This window comes from Thermosporothrix sp. COM3 (genome assembly GCF_059696735.1).
Genome location: NZ_AP019376.1, coordinates 2,108,797 through 2,130,655, shown reverse-complemented (window position 1 = coordinate 2,130,655; position 21,859 = coordinate 2,108,797). Strand labels below are relative to the sequence as shown.

The following is a 21,859-nucleotide window of genomic DNA, read 5'->3' as shown; positions in this document are numbered from 1 at the left end:
AGGGCGACGTTTTTAAAAGAGGCGCCGAGACTTCCTTCCACCATACAATTCAATAGAGTGCTCCCTTTCGGATATCCAGAATCATGCTCATGAGTTGCTGATTGTTGGAAGTGGACCGATCAGCCTTACCTCTGCGCTCTTCCTGGCGCGTTATGGGCCTCGTCCGCTGCTATGATTGAGCAACCTTCCGGCGTCTCTCAATTCGCCCACGCACACGAGCGATTATCAAGACGCGCCAGAAGGCCCCTGTCTTCAGACATGGGGAGCGTCAAGGTACGCACGATGAGACAGGTCCGCTCGGTCGGGCTGGATAAGCGCACATGCAGTGCAGAAGGGAAAAGAGATCAAAGACGCTCGTCAAATGAAACGGGAAGAGCCCTCTCCTATCAAAATGGTGCATATCAAAATGGTGCATATTGTCGAAGATGATGAAGATATCAGATCAGCCCTCTCACTCATCGTGAAAGAGGTTTTCCCTATCGAGCTATGTTTACCTCTGATGGGTTTCAGACACTCAATCTCATTTGCCCGCAAGGTCACACACTCCAAGAACCCAGCAATATTTGCTCGGTTCCGCTATGTATATATAGGTTGCTAAAACAACTTGTAAAAGATAGCTGAAAGAATATTTCAGTAACTTCGCTCAATTTCTTTGTCACCTTCCATATCATGCTCTTTTCTACTATACACTTTCTGCAAAATACCCGTGTCAAGACACAAGCGAACAAATGAGTGGGAAAGGATGCAACAGTTCATATATCAGAAAGAGCGGAGTCTTCATCTGCTTCATCCCATTCATCTTCCATAGGTTCGATTGTGAGAATGTCAGCGAGCGCATCATCAGCTGCATGACGAACCGGCATACTGGGATCATTCCTCCTTAAAACCAGGAGGAGCTGCACCAGATGGTCCGGAATATGCCGGCGAATCTGTGCAAGTGCACGAACTGCGGCAAGACGAGTCTGCCAATGATGCCAGTGCAGGTACTCTTCTAACTTTGCAAAAGATGCGGGACCCGAAAGCCTCAGTTCACCGATCATTTGCGCAACAACGATAAAGGAAAGAGAACGAAAGATTTTCCCGGGTGGCTGGTGTTGGAGAATCGCGTGCGCCTCCGCATATATCTCTGACAATAACTCGGGCCTATGTCTCCGCACAACGTTCAGAGCCGCTTTACGTACAGAACCTGCTTCATCTCCAATAAGAGCGAGCAATGCTTCATCAGAAAGCATCGCGCTATGGTGTTCGATTTCTTCAACTGCAGCCCGTCTCACATCTGCATACTCATCTTCTAGCAGTGGCAACAACGTCTCTACCTCTACCTTTGCTCCCACTGCCTTCACCACCGCTGCTCTCACATCCCCATACTTATCCTTGAGTAGCGGCAATAATATCTCTACCTCTACCCTTGCTCCCACTGCCTTCACCACTGCTGCTCTCACATCCCCATACTTATCCTTGAGTAGCGGCAATAATATCTCTACCTCTACCCTCGCTCCCAATACCTTCACCACTGCTGCTCTCACATCCCAATCCTCATCCTTGAGTAGCGGCAATAATATCTCTACCTCTACCCTCGCTCCCAATACCTTCACCACTGCTGCTCTCACATCCCCATACTTATCCTTGAGTAGCGGCAATAACCTCTCTACCTCTACCCTCGCTCCCAATACCTTCACCACTGCTGCTCTCACACGCCAATCCTCATCCTTGAGTAGCGGCAATAACCTCTCTACCTCTACCCTTGCTCCCACTGCCTTCACCACTGCTGCTCTCACACGCCAATCCTCATCCTTGAGTAGCGGCAATAACTTCTCTACCTCTACTCTCGCTCCCACTACCTTCACCACTGCTGCTCTCACAGACCCATCCTCATCCTTGAGTAATGGCAATAACCTCTCTATCTCTACCCTTGCTCCCACTGCCTTCACCACTGCTGCTCTCACATCCCAATCCTCATCCTTGAGCAGTGGTAAAATGAACTGTATCTCTTCTTCTTTTTCTTCTACCATTTCTATTGCTGCTAGCTTGGCCTGTACCTTATCCTCAAGGAAAAGTAATAGTTTTTTTAGCTCCACACGCTCTCTCAATATTCTTATCACTACCTCTCTCACAGACCCATCCTTGAGTAATGGCAATAACCTCTCTATCTCTACCTTTGCTCCCACTACCTTCACCACTGCTGCTCTCACAGACCCATCCTCATCCTTGAGTAATGGCAATAACCTCTCTACCTCTACTCTATGCCCTATTACTTCTACCACTTTTCTCCTCACATACCAATCCTCATCCTTGAGTAATGGCAATAACCTCTCTATCTCTACCCTCGCTCCCACTGCCTTCACCACCGCTGCTCTCACATCCCAATCCTCATCCTTGAGTAGCGGCCATAACCTCTCTACCTCTATCCTCGGCCCTACTGCCTCCACCACCGCTGCTCTTACACGCCAATCCTCATCCTTGAGTAGCGGCAATAACCTCTCTACCTCTACCCTTGCTCCCACTACCTTCACCACTGCTGCTCTCACATTCCCATCCTCATCCTTGAGTAGCGGCAATAACCTCTCTACCTCTACCCTCGCTCCCACTGCCTCCACCACCGCTACTCTCACATACCCATCCTCATCCTTGAGTAGCGGCAATAACCTCTCTACCTCTACCCTCGCTCCCACTGCCTCCACCACTGCTGCTCTCACATTCCCATCCTCATCCTTGAGTAGCGGCAATAACCTCTCTACCTCTACCCTCGCTCCCACTGCCTCCACCACTGCTGCTCTCACATTCCCATCCTCATCCTTGAGTAGCGGCAATAACCTCTCTACCTCTACCCTCGCTCCCACTGCCTTCACCACTGCTGCTCTCACATACCGATTCTCATCCTTGAGTAGCGGCAATAACCTCTCTACCTCTACCCTTGCTCCCACTGCCTCCACCACTGCTGCTCTCACATCCCCATCCTCATCCTTGAGTAATGGCAATAATATCTCTACCTCTACCATCTGCCCTAATGCTTCTATCACACACTCTCTTACATACCAATCCTCATCCTTGAGTAGCGGCAATAACCTCTCTACCTCTACCCTCGCTCCCACTGCCTTCACCACTGCTGCTCTTACATACCTATCCTCATCCTTGAGTAGCGGCAATAACCTCTCTACCTCTACCCTCGCTCCCACTGCCTTCACCACTGCTGCTCTTACATACCTATCCTCATCATTACAGGCCATTTCTATCCATGTATCCGGGATATCATCTCGTTCCCCTAAAAAAGGGATTACAAACCTTCTTTTCCTTTTATCAGTTGAGAAGAAAGCGTCTTCTAATAAGGAGAATGAGACACATTTTACTATTTCTACTGAGAAAACCGAAGAAGAATAGTTCATAGATTTTTCAAGCAACACTCGGAATGCCTGATCTACTGCACCAAGTTGAATTAAAGCTATAATTACATCAAAGTTACTATAAAAATCGTTATACAGTAAAGTAGCTTGCAACAACTGCTGTAAAGAGTTCGTCCATGCGGATCGTACAGCTTCAGGGAGACGCTTTCCCCCCTGAAGAGCTGCGAGCAAATGGTTCCGTTTCCCTGTACGCTGCTGCTCGACAGCTTCCCACAACTCTTGATTCCACTGCTGAAAAACTCTTTCCACTATTGGAAGCAGAGGTGCAGGAAATGAAGCCAGTTCAATAAGCAGTTGAAGCGCCTGAAGCAGGCATAGGTTCCCGGGGTCTCCCTCTGGCGTCTCCTGCTGTTCAAGCAAGGCTTCTAACCAACGTTGGATTACCGCCAGACCCGCTTTCTTATGCGCTTGCAGCAATGTGACCGCCAGCAATTTGAACACCTCGCTCCAGCGGCTATATGTGCGCTTTTCCTGGAGCAATTGCCATCCGGCCTCTCTGGCACGCGGATCACGGCTACAGAGCTGGCGGGCCAATGCACGGGCAGCACAATACTCCTGGAAGGTCAGATGCCGAAAGCCATACGTCTTGTTCGCTACGCTCTCTACCACCCCCGATTGCAGCAGGTTTCTGGCAATCTGTCCAACTTCAGTATCAGAACAGCCCTGTACCTCGCGAAAGAACAGAAGCAGCTCTTCCAGTGTAAACACCCGACCACGAGACTGATGCACCCACAGTGCCAGCTCTTCTAATCGAAACAGAACCAGTTCCCGAATGATAGGATCAGCGTTTCGGCAGGCAAGGACCGCCTCGATAGCTTGCTGATACAATTGGGCTCGATTGGAGGGCAAGCTTCCGCTTCGCACATAGACCGCTGCTGCCAGACTGAGTAGTAAGGGGTTCTCACACCAGCTTGTGACCTGCATATCCTGTGCTAGCTGATGTAGAAAGGTGTCGATATCTGGAGGTGACTGGCGCTGAACCAGAAACACACGCTCCAGCTCAGGAAATAAGCGTCTGAGCAGTTCTTTCTGATGGTTCTCGTCGAGTGGCTGAAGCTCCCACTCGGCAAAACGTCCTTGCTGAAACTGTCCTCCCTTGTATTCCGTGAAACGGGAACCTACCAGCCAGAGGCCTCCTTGCCTGGCACTCTGGTGATTGATCCACTCGATGAGTCTGGTACGATCCTGCGCTTTCACCTCATCCAGTCCGTCCAGACACAGGCACGCTTGTCCTTCCTCAATCGCCTGCCACAGCACCTCCGCAAACTCCCGCTCTATTCCATACTCTTTCACTATTTCGTTGAGATACTCGGAGATGGAAAGATTGATGCGAGCAAGTTCTGATAACGAAATGAAAAGAGGCAGCGGAGCCGCGCTATCTTCAAGCGCTTTTTGGGCAAAAACAGAGATCAGATACTTGAGTGTTGTTGTCTTTCCACTGCCGGGCCCTCCCAGGACAATGAGCCGACCCGAAGTGCTTTTCTCTAACGCTTCTTCAATATGAGCAACCACCACATGCTGAACAGCGAGTTCCTTCTGTTTCTTCGCTACCTGCTCATCTTCGTCTGGCAAAAAGCGCCGCTCGTCTCGTGACAGATCCTCAGCAGATCGAGAACTCGGCAATAAACGGAGTGGTTGATACAATGCATGTAAGGAGAGGCCATCAGGTCCAAATGGCAGTCTCACGTTTTCGTAGAGACGCTTCACGTGTTCGAGGTAACGTTGACGAGCTTGACTCAGATCTCGCCGAGCAACTCTTTCCTTCTTAGGCGGATCGGTCAGCCAGATTTCCCAGTTTCCCCCCTTCTGCTCACCAAAGAGCCACGGCTCAGGCAACAACTCGTGAACGCCATGTTGCTCTTTCACCTCTTTCACCTCCTGCAACGCTTGCGGCATCCATGCCCAGATATCTTGCAGCGAGAGTGACATCTTATCTGGAGAGACGCAGGCAAAGTGAGTCGTGCAGGCAGCCCGTATCGCCCAGGAGAGAAACCCCGACCCTCCATCTAAATGCTCCAATTCTAAAGCCTTCTCTCTGTGGGAACAGGCTGAAAGAATAAAGTGAGAACAGCCATGAAAGAGAGATTGCAATGCAGCGCGTTCGTCAGGAACATCTCGATATATTCCTTGATGTGCCGCCCCGGCCCGACAACAATCCAAAATGAGCGCTTTCGAGCGAGCCGAACAATACTCGATATATTTCTTGATTGCAGCACATTCGATCGCCGTAGCAACCGGGTCATTGAGGTCTGTCCCATTGCACACCAGATAAAAATCACCTCCATAGAGACAACCATGACCAGCAAAGACCACAATCACTGTATCTTCCGACCGACACTGATCTAAAAACGTCTTGAGCCCGGAGAGCACCTGTTGGCGACTCTCCGCAATAATGGACTCCACCGCGATAAACTGACAACGTTCCCCGCGAAACACAGCAGCCAGGCGTTCCACATCTTGTTCAGCATAGGAGAGGCGGCGAGAAGCTGGACCATTGGCCCCTATGAGATAGGCAAAGCGTCTATGGGTCATGGCTACTGCGTCTTCTCCTCCTCTGAAGCCGGTAGCGTTGGCATCGATACAGAGGGAGGTGGCGCGATCCAGGGACGCTGCTCACCCTTGCGAACAATAGTTTTACGCATGATTGTTTCCGTTCCATCAGGACTCCTCGTGACCGTCTCTTCGATCTCCCAGGTCTCTTCCCGGTTGGGAGGGGTGATTTGGTTCATCAAACGAATCAAGAGAGGGGTAAGGCTACCTGCCACTGCTGCTGTGACAAGCAAAACGGTGGTGAGATCCCGACTCCCGACAGGCGCAGCCGGATCAGCCTGCAAACGCATGCGAAGGTTTGGTACTTCTTGCTGAAGCTCCTCATAGAGATCAATTCCCTGGTCTTCAAGTAACTGCTGTGCTTCTTCGGAAAGCTCCAAAATGACGATCGTTGAGTCCTCCATCTTCCAGGATTCTCCTTTTGTGGTGTTCTACATAGCTTCTTTCTACTTTACCAAACGCATCGCGACCTGTCAATTAAAAGCAGAGAAAAACAGCCTTTTTTGAAGAGAAAAGACAAGGGAGCTATGAAGGAGGGAAGAAACAGAACCCGATACTATTGAACAATAGCCATCTCAGATTCTGTCGAGGAGAAAGAGAGATATTATTTTGTTTTTGCCCAGCATTCCTCTGTCAGAAATAAGTCAGCGACCTTCCCTGCACTCCGAGGAGAAACTACCATATCTGCATTCAAATAGTATCTATTTACTTTACAGGTATAATGGTAAATATAGAATGTTGTGTAATACACATTTGTATTACTTGTTCCATATACCTTTCACACGGAATGAATTTATATCGCTGCTTTTGTTCCGAAGAGGAATGTGGGAGATAGCATGGAACGGAGCGTAAAAAGGCGTGGCATTTTGACAGCGACGGGCACATAGGAGGCTTCGCACGCCTGCTTTTTTTTGCCATACTGGTCTCTCATAGCAACGTGCAGGAGATGTCATGGTTCTGTTCAAATCGCGTATTCGATTTTGGTGCTCTCTTACCTTACTCCTTCTTTTCGCAGGGATGTTTTCTATCGAGTTCAATATTACTTCTGCCCATGCAGCATCTATTGTAGCAAAAGCGTATAAAGTGAAAGATGGGACGATATCAGGCACGCTCACGCCGCTAGCAAATCCGAGTCTCTTTCCAGCCAGAGCGACTGTCTTCGCTATTGATGGGCTCTTAGAATCTGAGGGCGTTCAGTATTTTGTGTTGCATGGAGTCCAGGAGAAGCAGGGATATAGATATCGCTTTTTGCTGCATGCCAACAAAGAGAAAAAAGTGGGAGTTGTGGAAGTTTCCGCGACTACTGAAACGCATACCCAACTTCTCGCCGTTGGTACCCCGACAGCAAAATTATTGACTCCTCCTCGATCGAAGAAAGGAGCCTTGAAGCAGAGTTTCTCTACGGCTCATCTTCGCCATGCAGCTCAGTCTGGAAATTTCATGACAACATGGTGGGACCCCATCGATATTGCAGTAAACTGGGTCCAAGATACTATTTCTTTTAACTACAATGGGAGCGTGGTGACCTCTTATTCTGGTAGTGATAATCGTTGGTGGCTTTCCGAGACTGGTTGGTTTGAGGCAAGTCATCGCATTGGAGATTCCTACGGGCCAGGAAAGAGTTCGGCAACTGTCTGGACTGAGTCTCATATGCAGAATAACACGTTTTGTCTCGGTCAGACAACCAATGTCTATTATCAGGATAATGCAGTCTATGGGTATGGAGATGGCACTATCTCAGGCGAAACGAATACCTGGGATGATGGAGGATGTGCTGATTGGCTGCACTATACGGCTGCGCTGTCTTAGGCTTGTGAGGAAAAGAAAACACCCAATCTCATCAGGCGTCAGCAAACTGTCCCGATCAGTGTTTTCAGTTTCCCACTTGCAAGCTGATCGGCATCGCAAATCATAGAAAAAGCGCTCAGAGCCGTTGGCAACTTTGTAGCGAGCTGAAGCACTCTATCAAGATTATACACAACATCATTGGAGGTCAGTGGTGCGCCATCGCAAAAGGTCACACCGTCCTTTGGTGCCGCTGATGGTGGTTTCTCCCCCTGAGCCTCGCTCAAGGGGATTGCCCGTTATGGAGAAGGTTCCGACTTCTCCATACTCTCTATGTCTGGAAAGCCTTTTCGCTCCTTGAATGAAAAGATCCGCTTCACTATTTTCCTGACTTTGCCCCGTTTCAATCGTCAACTCACTACTTGTCACTTTACCCTGAAAAATCGGCAGGGGCGTCAGCATAGCCTGGAAAGAGGAAAAGGGTTTGATTCCTTCCATTATGCCATTTTTGCAGATAGAGGGTGGCATCATCATGACAGAGATTCGTCCAGGAAACGATATCCAATGCCCCACACCGTGGCAATTTTTTCGCCATAAGGACCCAGTTTCTTCCGGAGACGTGTGATCTGGGTATCAACCACACGATCCAGGCCCTCGTAGCCATCGCCCCAGATCTGCTCTAACAAGAACTCGCGGCCAAAAGGTCTGCCAGGATAAGAGGCAAGGAGCAGGAGCAGATCATATTCTTTGCGCGTCAGCTCAATTTCCTGGTCATAGAGCTTCACAACGCGGGTATCCGGGTAAATAGAGAGCGGTCCACGGACAAGCGCTGGCGTTGTCTCCAATTGCGGTAGTGGTTTCAGGGAATGCAATGTTGTTTCCTCATTTGCCTTTGGAGCAGGAGGTAGTGCATGTTGCCGTTCAAAAGCGACACGATGGAGGATCGCGTAGATTCTGGCGCGGAGTTCTTGCATGCTAAACGGCTTGCCGATATAGTCATCGGCTCCAACTTCCAGACCTAATACGCGATCAACCAGCTCGGTCCGTGCGGTGAGCATCACAATCGGGACCAGATGGCGTTGTCTGATACGTCGACAGACCGCCAGCCCATCCAGACCAGGCAGCATCCAGTGTGAAGCACCCCATGCATAAATGCAGGGGCTTCTACAGCTACCCCACGGGGGATAACTGTGGGACACTTCCTGCCCCTTTTGATTTACGGTAGCGGATGAGTATGTTAAGTGCCGCATTGTGGTCACGGTCCAGTTCACACCCACAATGCGGACAAGAGTGCCAGCGGACACTCAAATCCTTCTTCACCACACACCCGCATGATGAGCAGACTTGGGAGGTATCTTTGGGTGCCACTTTGACGACGGTACAGCCAGCTTCTTCCGCTTTGCTTGCACAGAGAGCGACAAAGGCACTCCATCCTGCATCCAAGATGCTCTTGTTTAAGCCACCCTTTGCGGCAGCTCCGTTTGGTAAATACTTTCCATTCTCGTCCTGCTTTGGTTTTGGACGTTTGGTCATCTTGTCGACTTGGAGGTCTTCGAACACCACAACCGCATTCTCGTTGACGAGCTTTCTTGACTGCTTGTGCAGGAAGTCTCTTCTTCGGTTGCGGACTTTCCGGTAGAGTCGAGAAAGTTCCTTCTTCGCACGGTTTCGCCGATGACTTCCCTTCTTCCTGCGTGCAATCTTCTTGTGTGCTGCTTGGATCTTCTCTTCCTCATTGCGGTAGTACCTGGGGTTCTCGATGAACGTTCCATCTGAGAGAGCAGCAAAAGAGTTTATTCCTAGATCAACACCTACTTCTCTGGTTGTGGGATGGAAGGCCATGGAGGGATCAAATTCGTATTCAGTCGTGAAGTAGGATAGGCGGCAAGCGCGTTGCTCATATGAGTACGTTTCCAACCGCCCTCCCCCGAACTTGGCTTGCATGTTTCCATGCACCTAGCTCTCCAGTATCAAGGCTTTAGCTCTCTTTCTCAGGGCTTTTACCTCCGTGAGACTGATTGTAGGCCGTTTTAGTGGTTGTCCATGTTCGACATCCTCATGACACGTTTTGCAGAGCAGTAACGTTTTCCGTTGAAGAGCTATCATTCTCTTCACCCACTCCGGTTTTGGTCTCCCTGGGTATTCGTGGACTTTTCTCATCCCTTGTATATGATGTACCTCTACATCTTCGGAATTTCCGCAAAGTTCACAGAAATCTGCAAGGAGTCTTTGTACCAATTCCGAACGTCCGGTCCAGACACGTTTTGGCTGCTCTTCAAGGGTTGCCTCGATATCCCATGATAGCGATACACCTCCCCAGGTGGCTGTTAGCGGCTCCTTATCTTGTCGCGGTATACGGACTTGGAGACCTTTGTATTCCTTGCCGTCTACGACGAGCTTGGTCCCATATTTCTCATAGACTTTTGCCACTGACATCTTGTGTTTGTGTGCCAGTGTTTTCGTCAATGAGGTTTCCATGACCCACTTCAGTTTTCTGAGTGTGTGCATATTGTAGGCCAAACGATAATAGTTGGCAATACCTCGGAACTCTAACTGATATTTGGAGATGATGTAGAAATCGCTCTCTGGCGTCAGTTCTGTTCGATGTATTGCTTTCTGGTTCCGCAGCAGTGGTTCACATTTCGCTTTGATTACGTCTGTTGACACTTGTAATCCGATCTTTCCATTGATGTTTCTGCGATCTCGCCCATTCCTGGAGGTAGTTCGCTTCTCATCTTTTTGGTTGATGGTTACTTGGTAGCCAAGAAATCGTGCCGCTTCGCTCCTGGCGTGGGTAATGAGCGTCTTTTCCTCCGACAATTCTAGCTTGAGTTCTTCTCGCAAGAACTTTTGGAGTGCTTGCTTGATTTCTTCCGCCTCTGATTTTGGTCCTATGAAGCCTAAAAGGAAATCATCGGCGTATCTCACGTATTTGAGGCGTCTGTAGTCAGGGTCATTCGTCATTTGAGACGGTAATTGTTGAGCTTTCTTTCTTGCGATCTCGGCCCTTTCTACGTTTCCTTTTCGTCGTTGCCGACTAGAGTTTTGCATAAGGGTTTTGTACGCTTGATTCGCTCTTCTTTTGACCCCTCTGGTGTATTGTGGGATCAGGATCGTTTCTACAAATTTGTCCAGTTTGTCGAGGAGGATGTTTGAAAGAATGGGGCTTGCTATACCGCCTTGTGGAACTCCACTTAGCGTTTGGTTCAGCGTCCAATCTTCCATGTATCCCGCGTCGAGCCATTTCTGAATGAGGTTGATAAACCTTCCATCGTGAATTTTCTCGCCAAGTTCTTTGAGGAGCAATTCATGGCTGAGTTTATCGAAGCATTGCGAAATGTCTCCCTCTATGAACCAGGTGGTTCCATGCCAGTTGTAGTAGATTTCTCTCAGCGCGGTATGGCATCCACGTTCAGGTCGAAATCCATGTGAATGTTCAGAAAAACCTGGTTCGTAATAGGCTTCAAGAATGAGGCGTATCACTTCTTGAACCAATTTGTCTGACCAGACTGGCATGCCAAGCGGGCGCTTTTTCCCGTTTTTCTTTGGCACGTAGGTTCGTCTCGCTGGAAGCCATTGATACCGTTCATATCGCAACGCTTCTATGATCGCATCAATCTTTTCCAGTGACATGCCATCAGGGGTTTCATCGGTAACGCCATGAGTCATGACGCCTTTGTTTCGATAGATTTTCCCGTAGGCTGTGAGGTAGAGGTCTTTGTTGAACAGGAGTTTGTAGATCCGTTCCAGGGGCAATCCTCTTTTGCCTCGCTCGCGGATGAGTTCTAGGATAGTGTTGGCGCTACGCATCACACGTACCTTGCTATCTGTTTCTCATTGATACCTACCCTGCTTGCCTTTATCAAAGGGCAAGCTCTCGTCATTTTTCAATGACTGCCCCTTTGTTCAGGCTGATGCCTTTCAGCCCTCCCTACTATGGGGGTTCCGTCACCGTAGGTGTCGCCACCCGTAGGTGATCCCGTATTTGCGCTTGTTCAACGTTGAGTACGTTTAGGTGCCCCGTTCATTTCCTTCAACCTATTCATTGTAGGTCACTTACCGTAGAGAGCGTTTACTAGCCGCGATCTTCGGCTAGCTGTTTCCGTGCCCGCAGTGTTCAGGCACGTATTACGGTATCGTCGCTTCAAGTATGCTGCGACGGGTGTGGTATTGCACCGTTGGAAATTAGGGTTCAGCCAATCCAGGTTTCACCATGCGTACAGGGCTTGCGGTGCATCACGCTACATACTTTCGCGTTTAACCGCGTTACTGACATGCTACTTTCCCCTTTGTCTTTCAACGCTAGGTAGGTCAGTTGCCCTAAGAGGTTCTTGCTCTCAGCCTCCTGCTCCTATGGAGCTATTAAACAGGCGCCGAAACGGCGCACAACCACATACCACTGGTCCCCCTCACGTTTCATCGTGCAGGTCTTGATCTTTCCAACTATCTCGCGATGGAGCTTGATCTTGACCCGTCCTCTCTTTGAGAGGTTGAGCTTGCCTTTCATGATTTCAAACCCACTTTGGGTATAGGTGAAGCTGTCGTATCGGTCTCCCGATTTGAACCTGGGGTATCCTGGCTTTTCCCCATTCTTGACTCGCCTGAAGAAGTTGTCCATGGCTTTATCCATACGGGTGAGCACATCTTGCAGGACTTGGCTATGGATATCCCGATATTCTTCCCGTATCTCTTTGATTTCAGGGCGTTGCTTGTTCTGAGTGTAGTAAGAAACAGACACACCAGCCATGCGATAGGCTTCGCGTCTCTCTTCCAAAGCAGCATTGTAGAGTTCCTTGCACCGCCTGAGCGTCCATTGCAACTTCCCAATTTGTTTCTCAGTTGGATATATGCGGAATTTAAACGCCTTGTTGCGCAGGTTCAGACTCTTCTGTTTGCGTGTCTTTTTCAGTTGTGCCTGTTTCTTCTCTTTAGACATTTTTCTGGTTCTCTATGTACTGTTTGATGACTGCAAGAGGCGCTCCACCCACAGTTGAAACAAAATAGGAATTGGTCCAGAGCGTTGGGAGCTTCCTCTCCAATACTGGAAACTCCTGACGCAGGAGACGAGATGAACGCCCTTTGAGGAGTCGCACAAGCTTATGAATACCAAATTGTGGATCACATTCGATAAGCAAATGGACATGATCAGGCATGATCTCCATGCTTAGGATATCAAACTTGTGCTCCTGACACACCTCTTCAATAATTTGTTTGAGTCGTGTATCTATTGGTTCCACAAGGACTTTCCGTCTGTACTTGGGGCACCAGACCACATGATATTTGCAAGAATAGAGCACATTCTTGTTTGATTTGTAACTCATCCTACTCATGGGAGCAGTATACAGCATGAGGCTACCTATTGTCAATATCTTGAGCTATCTAGTGTTGCGACTTTGTCGCAATCCTCCTACGCGGCCCTTCCACAATCACCCCATAAGGAACGCCCCTTATATCCCCATAGCTAAAGCTAGGGGGTTTACGGGGCGCTTTGCTAAAATCACCAGGTCAAAAGGCTGCTCCTCTACGTATTGCGCACCCACCAGTCCATCAAACGCCTGTACCACCTGATGCCCATCTGCTACCAGTTCAGCCCTGATCAAATTATTCAGGTCAATCTCATCTTCAATAATCAGAATACGCGCCATGGAGTCTTTTCTCTTGCTATCTCTCCACCTGTTTCTTTCCGACGTGACCGGAAAAAGCCACTAGAGTGATCATATCATAGATGCATCAGTCTGAAAAACCAGGCGGTACCAGCAATCATGTGTTCAGGCAATTGGCAGAATGACGCTGAAACAACTTCCTGCGCCAACTGAACTCTCCACAGTCACAGAGCCTCCCATCGCCTCGATTAGTTCGCGCACAATCGCTAATCCCAATCCAGCTCCGCCACCTGTCGGAGCATCTTCTGAGCGATAGAAGCGCTCAAAAATGCGTGCTTGATCTGCGGGTGCGATACCCATCCCTGTATCAGCAACCGATAGCACGAGATGCTCTGTATCAGCCCGTTGCAACGTAATCGCCACAAGCCCACCCTGGGGCGTATAGGTAATGGCATTACGCACCAGATTGAGCAAGACCTGCTGCACTCTCTGACGATCCGCTCGTACTGCTGGCAGTCCTGGCGCGATGGTCTTGCCTACCGTTATACGACGTTCGCTATACGCAAGCGGCTTGATGGTTTGGTAGACTTCCTCGATGACTTCCTGGAGGTTGACCGCTGTCATCGAGAGATGGAGTTCATGCGTTTCTGAACGCGCCAGGGCCAGCAGCTCATCAAACAGGGTTCCCAGGCGTATTGCCTCACGATGAATAATCGTCAGATAGGCTCGCTGTTGTTCCGGGAGTGAATCGGGGGACTTCGCCTCGTTGTTTGCCAGTTTCAAGAGGGCTTCCGCATGCCCCCGAATATTGGCAACTGGAGTACGCAAGTCGTGAGAAAGATTGGCGATTAAATCGCAGCGCTGTTGCTCAGCACGGTCTGCACGAGCACGCTCACGCTTGATGATCTCGCGTGCCTCCAATAACTCGCGCTCACGCTCGTCAATGCTAAGCATGAGTCGCGCAAAATGCCCCCAGAGATCAGCCATTCCATTGAGCAAGCTGAGAGGCAGGAGGATCAGAGCAATGCTTCCCTGGAATAGACGTCGATAAAATGTACAGGAACCACAACAGCTTCAATTCAAGGGGGCATCTCCTCCTGTTACGGAATCCCAGATGCCTCCTCAATTCCAACCATCCCCATTTCAACAGCACTTGAAACAGCAACAACGTCGATAGCCAGAAGATGGCATATTCCTGGAAGGGAGTCAGAACTATGAGTGGTCAAAATTCCCAATCTGCCTCTCAAGCGTATCAACAAGGCCAGGAGGAGCAGAGAGACACAAATAGAGATCCTCGTGAACAACCTCATTTGAACATAACGGAAGCAGAGCATGAAGATGTGTCTCTGTCTACAGGAAAAAAGATTCAACCGATAGAGGCAGCCCCTCGACAGAAATCGTCTCCAGAGCGCAAACACGCTCAGGTGCGGCTCTGGTCCCTGGTTTATCATTCTGGGACTTGTTGGATTGCTGAGAGTCATACGTTTTTTACCGGGTACAAATGCCCGGGCTTTTTTCTGTAACAGCGAATCCGCATATCAAATTGCATAATTCTACGGGAAAATGTGCAGATTATCATTAAAAATGCCGCTACTACAGAGGTCAAGATAACTGAACAAATGTTGGGTCTAGCACAAGAGGTGAAGTATCAGCAGGATGGTGATACGGTTGCAATCGATATTGACTCATACGCTCCTTTCCTTGCGGGAAGTGTCCCTGTCGCGATGGAAATGGCATTGCCTGCCTCCACTCGGCTAGAGGTGGCTACAAAGGCTGGCAATATCGAAATTACAGGTACTCAGAGCACTACAGCTTTGCGCTTGCTCAACGTACAAACAGATACCGGGAGCATCAGAGTCAAAAATATATCGCTGGCCGACCACATGCGCCTGAGAACTGGCAGTGGAAATGTTGCGATGGATGACATTACAGGGAGCATTGACATGCAGACGAAGAGTGGGGCTGTGACGGTTAGGCATTCCAGGCTCACTCACGATTCGCTCTTGCTCACAAAAGGGGGGAATATGGAAATGAAGCTAACTGTGCTTTCTGGGAAGGTTGAAGTCAGGAGCAACACGGGGAGCATATTCTTCCAGGGCTTGCTGGAAGTTGGTGGCACCTATGATTTCAAGACAAATACAGGTCGCATCGATCTGATGCTCTCCGAAAATGGCTCCTATCACTTTTCGACAGGAATCGGTAAGGTCGAGAACGAATTCGAAAGTGATACTGCTGGCAGCGGTCCGAAAGCGACAGTGAATGCATCAACGGGTCACGCCAGGAGTCCCCTGGGTTCACACCTGGGGAGGAATGGCGTGTTCCTTCACGCACTCCGATTGTATTGACCGCTTCGTGACACGGTGCTAGACTGCCATCATGCACCAGATGATAACAGCCAAACTGAAACTCCATACGACGCCTGACCAGTTTCAGGCTCTCAGAGCCACGCAACTGGCCTATCGTGACGCCCTGAATTTTGTCAGTCAGTACGCCTTTGCACATGGCAAAACCAGTAGTGGGCGTACCTTGCAACGTGAATGCTACGGCACGATACGTGCGGCCTATCATCTGCCTGCCCAAATGGCCTGTAATGTCCCTCGACAGGTCGGGGCTACCTATAAGGCTCTGTGGACAAAAGTCAAGCAGAATGCCGAAGCCCGCAAGGCCGGTCTCACGAAGAAACGACGTGACCAGGCCCCAACGTATGTGTCTCCCACCCTGACCTACAACTATCAGCGCGATTACCATTTCAAAAAGGATCACCAGGTGAGCATCTTGACCCTGGATGGGCGCGTGATCGTTCCCTCCACGGGCTACAGCAAGCATGTGGGCCTCATCCAAAAAGGGGCTCACATCGGGGGCGCCAAACTGTGGTATGATAAACTAAGGAACATAGTGCAAGAAGAGGAGCGATGTTCTGGCTCAAATTATCACTGAGAGGAAAAATTACATGAATACAGTGACCTGCTCAATTGCCATGTCCTTAGATGGTTTCGTTGCAGGACCCAACCAGAGTCTTGAAAAACCTTTTGGGGATATCCCTGAAAATTTACTCCACCGTTGGATGTTCGATGAGCCAGAAAAACATCAGGCTGAATTAGATGCATTGTTGGATGCGGGTGCGTTCATTATGGGGAGCAACATGTTTGGCCCCAAAGAACAGCGAGAGAGCGCCGACTGGCAGGGCTGGTGGGGAGAGAATCCCCCCTACCATGCGCCTGTCTTTGTCTTGTCTCAAAAGCGGAGAGATCCCATTGTGATGGAGGGTGGTACCACCTTCATCTTCATTACAGACGGGATTGAAGCAGCTCTTGCAGCCGCAAAAGAGGTAGCCGGAGAGAGACCTATTGCGATAGCGGGTGGCGCACAGACCATCAATCAATATTTGTCCGCCGGGCTGCTTGATGAGTTGTGGCTGCACATCGTCCCCGTCACCATCGGTGCTGGGGCACGGCTCTTTGAGGGGATTCCCAATCTCGAACTTGAACCTGTTGCAATAAGCGGCAACTCATTAGTCACTCATATCAGGTATCGTGTGGTGAAGAAGTCAATGACCACCCCCTGAAGGGGGAGGCTTGTGTCTGAACTCCACCGCACCTCAGAGAACCGGTGCAGGCGCTCTGCTTTGGCTTCCTTGTCCAGCAATCAAGGACAAGTGAACAAAGAGGTCACCGGGCGTGATCAGGCGGCTGTCATAATGGGCCTCGCTCAACCTGCTACACTCAAGTGGCTCTGGCGCAGGCCCACACCTCCTCACACTCAAACCCGGCATCATGGGAGGGCCGGAACGGCTTCGCTCGGGTTGCTCTGCTGCTTGCGATACCTGGCAGGCGGAACTCCGACCTCGCGCTTGAAGGCTTTGCGAAAGGCCACTTCTGAATCACAGCCAAGCTGCCAGGCAATTTCTTCCATTCTCACCCCTGCCTGAGCAAGCGCATTGCGGTTAACATACGCCAGCGCGTAAGGTATTTCATGGGAGGTTCGCCTACGAGGCTGCTAAAGCGCGCCGAGAACGCCGAGCGCGAAAGTGTAACCTCTTCTGCAAGCTCCTCAACCTTCCATCTGCGCTCAGGTGTCTGATGTATCAGACCCAGCGCAGTGCTTATCAAGGGATCGCGTAACGCCCTCAGCCAGTCACAGAAGGGCGTCCAGAAAATCGGTGACGAGTTCGGCCAGCGCTATGGCGTGCGCTTTACAGTGCCAATGGTGCACCCTTCCGGGGAGCAGATGGCACAACTAACACAGATAGCGGAAGAGGGGAAACTGAAAACATACCTGGATGGTGTTTTCCCGCTTCAGGAAGCCGGGCGCGCCCATACTCTGATTGAGAGCGGCCATGTTCGGGGCAAGCTCGTCTCAGGAACAAGAGAGGCACAATGGTGGCCTCCCTGGAAAGGGGAAGCCACCCACTCTATCTGGCAATTACCCTGATTTCAAGCAAAAACTCCGGGCATACCTGTACAAAGGAGCACAGAAAGCTCCGTCCTTTCAACGCTGTCTTTCCCCCACACGTTCCGTCTGAGAGAAGGAGGAAATGACATTCAGAAGGTAATTCAACATATCAACTACTCGGCCGATCGAGCGAAGTAAATTGCTGTTTATCGCTTCATCGGCGCTGAGGGAACTGCGACGCTGTTCAGGAATGTTCTCACCTGTGTCAGCACACGCTCAGGTTGCTCTCTCTGAGGGTGGTGTCCGGCCTGGGGGATCAGCTCAAAGCGAGCATTGGGCAACGACTGAGCATAAGCACGCCCGTAGTCTGGAGGAACAATGGTATCATGCTCGCCCCAAAGACAGAGCGCTGGAATGTTGACGCGTCTCAGTCGGCGACGCAATTTGGGATTCCATAGCCCGCTTGGTCCAACATAGGCACGTAATGCCTCAAGATTTGCTGGCCATCCGCGAGCCGCCTCTGTCTGATTGGCTGTGTGCGGACGCGTCATGGGTTGTGGTAGCTCGTCTACCTTGATCCCTGCTGCATCAATCAGGATAAGGCCACCCAGGCGCGTGGTACTGTGTACAGCCAGTTCGGCTGCAATCCAGCCTCCAAACGAGCAACCAATAACGACCACATCGTGCAGGTCGAGCCGGTCAAGAAGATCAAGGTAGGTAAATGCGAGATCGTCAACACTATTGAACCACTCCGGGCGCGGTTCACCCTCAAACCCAGGATGGGTAGGAACAAAAACATGTGCCTGTTCTGCCAGTCCTTCAGCCAGCCCGGAGACACTTTGGGGTCCTGCTACGCCATGCAAGATGAGGAGAGGGCGACCATTCCCCTGTTCGTCAACCCGTAGTATCAGGTCGTCGGCAAAAGCCTCCCGGCGTGTCCTGGAAGGAGCAGAAAGAGCGGCAGGTTTCTGATCCTGAAAAACAGGGGGAAGATGATCGGCTCCATCGGGAGCGATTGCCTTCCTCAGGCCCTCCTCAGCACCACGTGCCGCAATCTCTGCGCGAGCAAACATCGCTTTTTCATAGGTCATCACCGCCTCTTCCAGGCTCTTGCATTCGCTCATCGCACAAGCAAGCTCGGCCGCGTCGCGCATGGCAAGGTTTACCCCCTGACCAGAAAAAGGTGACATTAAATGCGCTGCATCACCCAGAAGCGTTACCCCCGGATGGAACGACCAGCGATGGCCAACAGGAAGCATAAAAAGCGGCCTGACTGCAAATTGGTCGTTACATTCCCGAATCAAAGCAAGCAGGCTCTCGTCATAATCGGCAAACTGGTTAAGAAGCCACTCACGCGCCATTTGAGGTTGCTCAGGGGTGAAACCGGTTGCTTTTTCCCATCCCAGAGGAATACGAAGACATGCATACACACGGATGTGCCCATGACCGTTACGCTGTGCCATCAGTCCTTTGTTCGCGGCAGGAGCAAACATACCTCCGTGCCCTACCAATTGAGCAACAGCAGGATGCTGCTGATCCACATCGTCCAGACCGAACTCAAGAAAGGTGACACCTGTATACGTAGGCGTGGCACTTGAAAGGAGCGGACGAACACGGGACCAGGCCCCATCCGCGCCAATCACCAGATCAAAGACCTCTGTTGTCCCATGCGCAAACTGTATCTCGTAGGTTCCGTCGCCCCCTTGTCGAACTGACCGGACTTCATGCCCCCAACGCACCACACCAGGCGTGAGCGAGTTCAGTAACATCGCTCTCAAGGCGGTTCGGTCAACTTCCGGTCTGTTCTGTGATCCCTCATCTGGCTTGATTTCAAAGAGGACCTTGCCTTCTTTGCTCAGGCGGCGCATCCCCTGGTCTTCATAGCGTGCAATACGCTGGAATGGCTCATCGAGCCCGGCAAGGTGGAGGGCCCACTGACCGCCTTCCGGATGAAGGTCAAGCGATCCTCCTTGAGGCCGTTCGTCCGGGTGTTTTTCACGCTCAAAGACGGTTACAGGAATATGACGGGTTTGTAGAATGCGTGCAAGTGTCAGGCCACCCGGGCCCGCACCGATAATGGCAATACGAGCAGAGCTGTTTGGAGTCATACAATGTTCCTTTCTCATCTAAAGGGATCTTCTCTACCAAAAATTGAACACCGTTCAACTTGAACACTGTTTAATTTACACCAGGATATGCTATACTGTCAAGTGGTATGAAGATTTGCCGAGAACAGATTATTACAACAGCCCTCTCTCTTCTTGATCGCGAGGGTTTGGAAGGGGTCACGCTCAGAAAAGTTGCTGCTCAACTTCATGTTCACGCGGGAGCACTCTACTGGCATGTGCAGAACAAACAGGAGTTGCTTGACGAGCTGGCAAATGCGCTGCTCTCTCCCTATTTTGTGCAATGGGAAGGACGAACTCCAGAGCAGCCATGGTCGAAGTGGTTGCAAGCAACCTGTGAGCATCTACGAGAGGCAATGCTTTCTCATCGCGAAGGGGCTCGCGTCATTGCAGGTGCTGGTTTAGGCCGGGCTGTCCAGTTGGCGCAGCTTATGGAGTTGATCGTTCAAAGCCTGACGAGCGCAGGCTTCTCTCTCCGTCAGGCCTTTCTCACCTGTTCTACAGCTCTCTCCTATGTCTATGGATTTGTGATCGAAGAACAGGCCGCACCAACCGATGCTTCTATAAAGCAAGCTCGTTCCTCAGAAGAGACGCTTATCTCGAAAATCCAACATGAGAAGCGGATTCACCATTATACAACAGAGATGGACTTTCGGGCAGGACTGGAGCTCATCCTTGAGGGAGCAAAACAACAGCTTCAGAAGTAAACGCAGAGACCCGATCGCTTCTCTCCCTGTTGAGTATAGAAAAGTGGCTGTTTTCAGAACGCTTTACCTATTACCATTCTTGCCGGAGTGCTCGGGTTCGTCTCTGTCCGGCTCTTCACGCAGGACAGCCCGTGGCAGATGGTAATAAAGCTAGAGGAGCGGGTGAGACTCCTCCTGGTTTCAAAAAGAATGACCTGCGTCTCTCTCCCAGGACACGCAAGCCTCCTTGCGCGTCTGTACACGATAGGAAAACCTTCCCCTCTCGACGAGAAGAAAATGGCTATAGTATAATCAGGAGAAAAAAGAAGAGAGAGAAGCTCAATGATGTCAAAGATCCCATCTCGCGAGGCGAGCCTCTTCTGTCACTCCATTTTGAGTTCGCTCGATCGTCTGGTCAAATGCCTTGATGGGCTAAATGAGAACCAACTGAACTGGCGTCCTCCTGCTCCTAATACCAACAGCCTGTATGCCCTGGTTGTTCACACCCTTGCACATACAGAAGAAAGTCTCCTCCTCACGCTGTTTGACCAACCAAGTCAGCGAGATCGCGAGCAAGAATTTCAGGCGAAAGGCCAGTCCGCAGATGCCTTGATCGCTCAGTGGCAGTCCTTGCGTGAACGATTGCAGCAGACACTCCTGAACCTTTCTGCTGATGACCTGGAACGAAAACATCTCCATCCTCGTCGTGGCTACATCACGGGACTCGATATTCTTATTATTGTTGCAACCCATATAGCTGAACATGTAGGGCACGCGGAATTAACTCGTGACCTGGCACTTGCTTCAACGCTTCAATAAAACACCTTGAAGAATAGGATACCTGCTCTCTGCTGCAAAGCTCTGCACCGACGCTTAAAGGAGGCATCCCCAATTCGCAGCACGCTTCGGTGCGAGCAGGCGTCGATCCAGAGCTTAAGGAAGTTCTTCTAAGGCAAGCAGGTAAGAACATCGCCCCCACCGCAGTAGGTTCGGGTCGTGGGTGGCTGGTCCGAGTTTCAGTTTGTGGAACGCCGGATGCCAACCCTGGAGGAACGACACTCTATCCTGTGGTTGCTTCTGATCGTGCCCTTTTTGAGCACACCCGAATAGTTCGTTCTGCTGAACAGGTCTCACATTTTATTGCACAGCCTCCGCTGCCCAGATAGGAGAGCCAGGAAAAGATGGAGAGACAGGCTATTTTTCCTGTCTCTTTTTTTACGTTCTCTGCCCGACAGAAAAACGGGAATGGTTCTGGAACCTGAACAGAGGTGCGTCTGTTATGCGCACAAAATTTTTCCGGGTCTTTGTACAGAATT

17 protein-coding genes and 3 pseudogenes are annotated in these 21,859 nt (G+C 50.4%); 8 read left to right on the top strand and 12 right to left on the bottom strand.

Features of this window, described 5'->3' with window-relative positions:
* Positions 1–752: 752 nt before the first annotated feature.
* Together KTH_RS09190 and KTH_RS09185 are read right to left on the bottom strand one after the other, a co-directional pair.
* Positions 753–5,933, bottom strand: coding sequence for a HEAT repeat domain-containing protein (locus KTH_RS09190; protein ID WP_497618034.1), 5,181 nt, complete (start codon positions 5,931–5,933; stop codon positions 753–755).
* A gap of 2 nt (positions 5,934–5,935) precedes the next feature.
* Positions 5,936–6,355, bottom strand: a complete 420-nt coding sequence (locus KTH_RS09185) for a hypothetical protein (protein WP_111324407.1) — start codon at positions 6,353–6,355, stop codon at positions 5,936–5,938.
* 1,036 nt (positions 6,356–7,391) lie between these two features.
* On the opposite strand from KTH_RS09185, the gene KTH_RS09180 reads away from it, so the two are divergent.
* Complete coding sequence (locus KTH_RS09180; RefSeq protein ID WP_497618032.1) at positions 7,392–7,760, top strand: hypothetical protein; 369 nt, start codon at positions 7,392–7,394, stop codon at positions 7,758–7,760.
* Between the two features lie 174 nt (positions 7,761–7,934).
* On the opposite strand, the gene KTH_RS09175 is transcribed toward KTH_RS09180, so the two are convergent.
* The 8 genes from KTH_RS09175 to KTH_RS09140 form a co-directional block, all read right to left on the bottom strand.
* On the bottom strand, positions 7,935–8,234 hold the full coding sequence (locus KTH_RS09175) for a hypothetical protein (RefSeq protein ID WP_497618030.1): 300 nt from the start codon (positions 8,232–8,234) through the stop codon (positions 7,935–7,937).
* A 32-nt stretch (positions 8,235–8,266) separates the two neighbouring features.
* Positions 8,267–8,863: a response regulator transcription factor gene (locus KTH_RS09170; RefSeq protein WP_497618029.1), complete on the bottom strand. Its 597-nt coding sequence runs from the start codon at positions 8,861–8,863 to the stop codon at positions 8,267–8,269.
* A gap of 43 nt (positions 8,864–8,906) precedes the next feature.
* The gene (locus KTH_RS09165) at positions 8,907–9,680 is read right to left on the bottom strand and encodes an RNA-guided endonuclease InsQ/TnpB family protein (RefSeq protein WP_497618027.1); all 774 of its coding nucleotides are present in this window, start codon (positions 9,678–9,680) and stop codon (positions 8,907–8,909) included.
* Positions 9,681–9,692: 12 nt separating this feature from the next.
* The gene (locus KTH_RS09160; protein ID WP_497618026.1) at positions 9,693–11,546 is read right to left on the bottom strand and encodes a reverse transcriptase/maturase family protein; all 1,854 of its coding nucleotides are present in this window, start codon (positions 11,544–11,546) and stop codon (positions 9,693–9,695) included.
* Positions 11,547–12,087: 541 nt separating this feature from the next.
* Entirely contained in the window at positions 12,088–12,672 is a 585-nt protein-coding gene (locus tag KTH_RS09155; RefSeq protein ID WP_497618024.1) for an RNA-guided endonuclease InsQ/TnpB family protein, read from the bottom strand.
* Entirely contained in the window at positions 12,665–13,057 is a 393-nt protein-coding gene (gene tnpA, locus KTH_RS09150; protein WP_137686178.1) for an IS200/IS605 family transposase, read from the bottom strand. Before tnpA ends, KTH_RS09155 begins: the two co-directional genes overlap by 8 nt.
* A gap of 126 nt (positions 13,058–13,183) precedes the next feature.
* Positions 13,184–13,381, bottom strand: a complete 198-nt coding sequence (locus tag KTH_RS09145; protein WP_497618022.1) for a response regulator — start codon at positions 13,379–13,381, stop codon at positions 13,184–13,186.
* 123 nt (positions 13,382–13,504) lie between these two features.
* Complete coding sequence (locus tag KTH_RS09140; protein WP_497618020.1) at positions 13,505–14,338, bottom strand: sensor histidine kinase; 834 nt, start codon at positions 14,336–14,338, stop codon at positions 13,505–13,507.
* 566 nt (positions 14,339–14,904) lie between these two features.
* Here KTH_RS09140 and KTH_RS09135 point away from each other — a divergent pair.
* The 3 genes and pseudogenes from KTH_RS09135 to KTH_RS09125 all read left to right on the top strand — a co-directional run bounded on the left by KTH_RS09135 (position 14,905) and on the right by KTH_RS09125 (position 16,904).
* On the top strand, positions 14,905–15,684 hold the full coding sequence (locus tag KTH_RS09135) for a DUF4097 family beta strand repeat-containing protein (RefSeq protein WP_497618018.1): 780 nt from the start codon (positions 14,905–14,907) through the stop codon (positions 15,682–15,684).
* Positions 15,685–15,715: 31 nt separating this feature from the next.
* Positions 15,716–16,222 (top strand): annotated as a pseudogene (locus KTH_RS09130) (RNA-guided endonuclease InsQ/TnpB family protein); the annotation flags it as partial.
* 67 nt (positions 16,223–16,289) lie between these two features.
* A complete protein-coding gene (locus KTH_RS09125) occupies positions 16,290–16,904 on the top strand; it encodes a dihydrofolate reductase family protein (protein ID WP_497618016.1) in 615 nt (204 codons plus the stop codon).
* Positions 16,905–17,110: 206 nt separating this feature from the next.
* On the opposite strand, the pseudogene KTH_RS09120 reads toward KTH_RS09125, so the two are convergent.
* Positions 17,111–17,472, bottom strand: a pseudogene (locus KTH_RS09120) (helix-turn-helix transcriptional regulator); the annotation flags it as partial.
* On the opposite strand from KTH_RS09120, the gene KTH_RS09115 reads away from it, so the two are divergent.
* Positions 17,438–17,770: a zinc-binding dehydrogenase gene (locus tag KTH_RS09115; protein ID WP_497618014.1), complete on the top strand. Its 333-nt coding sequence runs from the start codon at positions 17,438–17,440 to the stop codon at positions 17,768–17,770. The pseudogene KTH_RS09120 and the gene KTH_RS09115 sit on opposite strands and share 35 nt — an antisense overlap.
* Positions 17,771–17,937: 167 nt before the next feature.
* On the opposite strand, the gene KTH_RS09110 is transcribed toward KTH_RS09115, so the two are convergent.
* A complete protein-coding gene (locus KTH_RS09110; protein WP_497618012.1) occupies positions 17,938–19,839 on the bottom strand; it encodes an alpha/beta fold hydrolase in 1,902 nt (633 codons plus the stop codon).
* Between the two features lie 107 nt (positions 19,840–19,946).
* Between KTH_RS09110 and KTH_RS09105 the strand changes: the two genes are divergently transcribed.
* The 3 genes and pseudogenes from KTH_RS09105 to KTH_RS09095 all read left to right on the top strand — a co-directional run.
* A complete protein-coding gene (locus tag KTH_RS09105; protein ID WP_497618010.1) occupies positions 19,947–20,564 on the top strand; it encodes a TetR/AcrR family transcriptional regulator C-terminal domain-containing protein in 618 nt (205 codons plus the stop codon).
* A 321-nt stretch (positions 20,565–20,885) separates the two neighbouring features.
* A complete protein-coding gene (locus tag KTH_RS09100; protein WP_497618008.1) occupies positions 20,886–21,362 on the top strand; it encodes a DinB family protein in 477 nt (158 codons plus the stop codon).
* A 168-nt stretch (positions 21,363–21,530) separates the two neighbouring features.
* Positions 21,531–21,596, top strand: a pseudogene (locus tag KTH_RS09095) (hypothetical protein); the annotation flags it as partial.
* Positions 21,597–21,859: the final 263 nt, after the last annotated feature.

Bases quoted from the DNA above. Each gene is read 5' to 3' on its own strand.
- KTH_RS09190 (WP_497618034.1), bottom strand. From the start codon at position 5,933: ATGACCCATAGACGCTTTGCCTATCTCATAGGGGCCAATGGTCCAGCT.
- KTH_RS09185 (WP_111324407.1), bottom strand. From the start codon at position 6,355: ATGGAGGACTCAACGATCGTCATTTTGGAGCTTTCCGAAGAAGCACAG.
- KTH_RS09180 (WP_497618032.1), top strand. From the start codon at position 7,392: ATGACAACATGGTGGGACCCCATCGATATTGCAGTAAACTGGGTCCAA.
- KTH_RS09175 (WP_497618030.1), bottom strand. From the start codon at position 8,234: ATGGAAGGAATCAAACCCTTTTCCTCTTTCCAGGCTATGCTGACGCCC.
- KTH_RS09170 (WP_497618029.1), bottom strand. From the start codon at position 8,863: ATGCTGCCTGGTCTGGATGGGCTGGCGGTCTGTCGACGTATCAGACAA.
- KTH_RS09165 (WP_497618027.1), bottom strand. From the start codon at position 9,680: ATGCAAGCCAAGTTCGGGGGAGGGCGGTTGGAAACGTACTCATATGAG.
- KTH_RS09160 (WP_497618026.1), bottom strand. From the start codon at position 11,546: ATGCGTAGCGCCAACACTATCCTAGAACTCATCCGCGAGCGAGGCAAA.
- KTH_RS09155 (WP_497618024.1), bottom strand. From the start codon at position 12,672: ATGTCTAAAGAGAAGAAACAGGCACAACTGAAAAAGACACGCAAACAG.
- tnpA (WP_137686178.1), bottom strand. From the start codon at position 13,057: ATGAGTTACAAATCAAACAAGAATGTGCTCTATTCTTGCAAATATCAT.
- KTH_RS09145 (WP_497618022.1), bottom strand. From the start codon at position 13,381: ATGGCGCGTATTCTGATTATTGAAGATGAGATTGACCTGAATAATTTG.
- KTH_RS09125 (WP_497618016.1), top strand. From the start codon at position 16,290: ATGAATACAGTGACCTGCTCAATTGCCATGTCCTTAGATGGTTTCGTT.
- KTH_RS09110 (WP_497618012.1), bottom strand. From the start codon at position 19,839: ATGACTCCAAACAGCTCTGCTCGTATTGCCATTATCGGTGCGGGCCCG.
- KTH_RS09105 (WP_497618010.1), top strand. From the start codon at position 19,947: ATGAAGATTTGCCGAGAACAGATTATTACAACAGCCCTCTCTCTTCTT.
- KTH_RS09100 (WP_497618008.1), top strand. From the start codon at position 20,886: ATGATGTCAAAGATCCCATCTCGCGAGGCGAGCCTCTTCTGTCACTCC.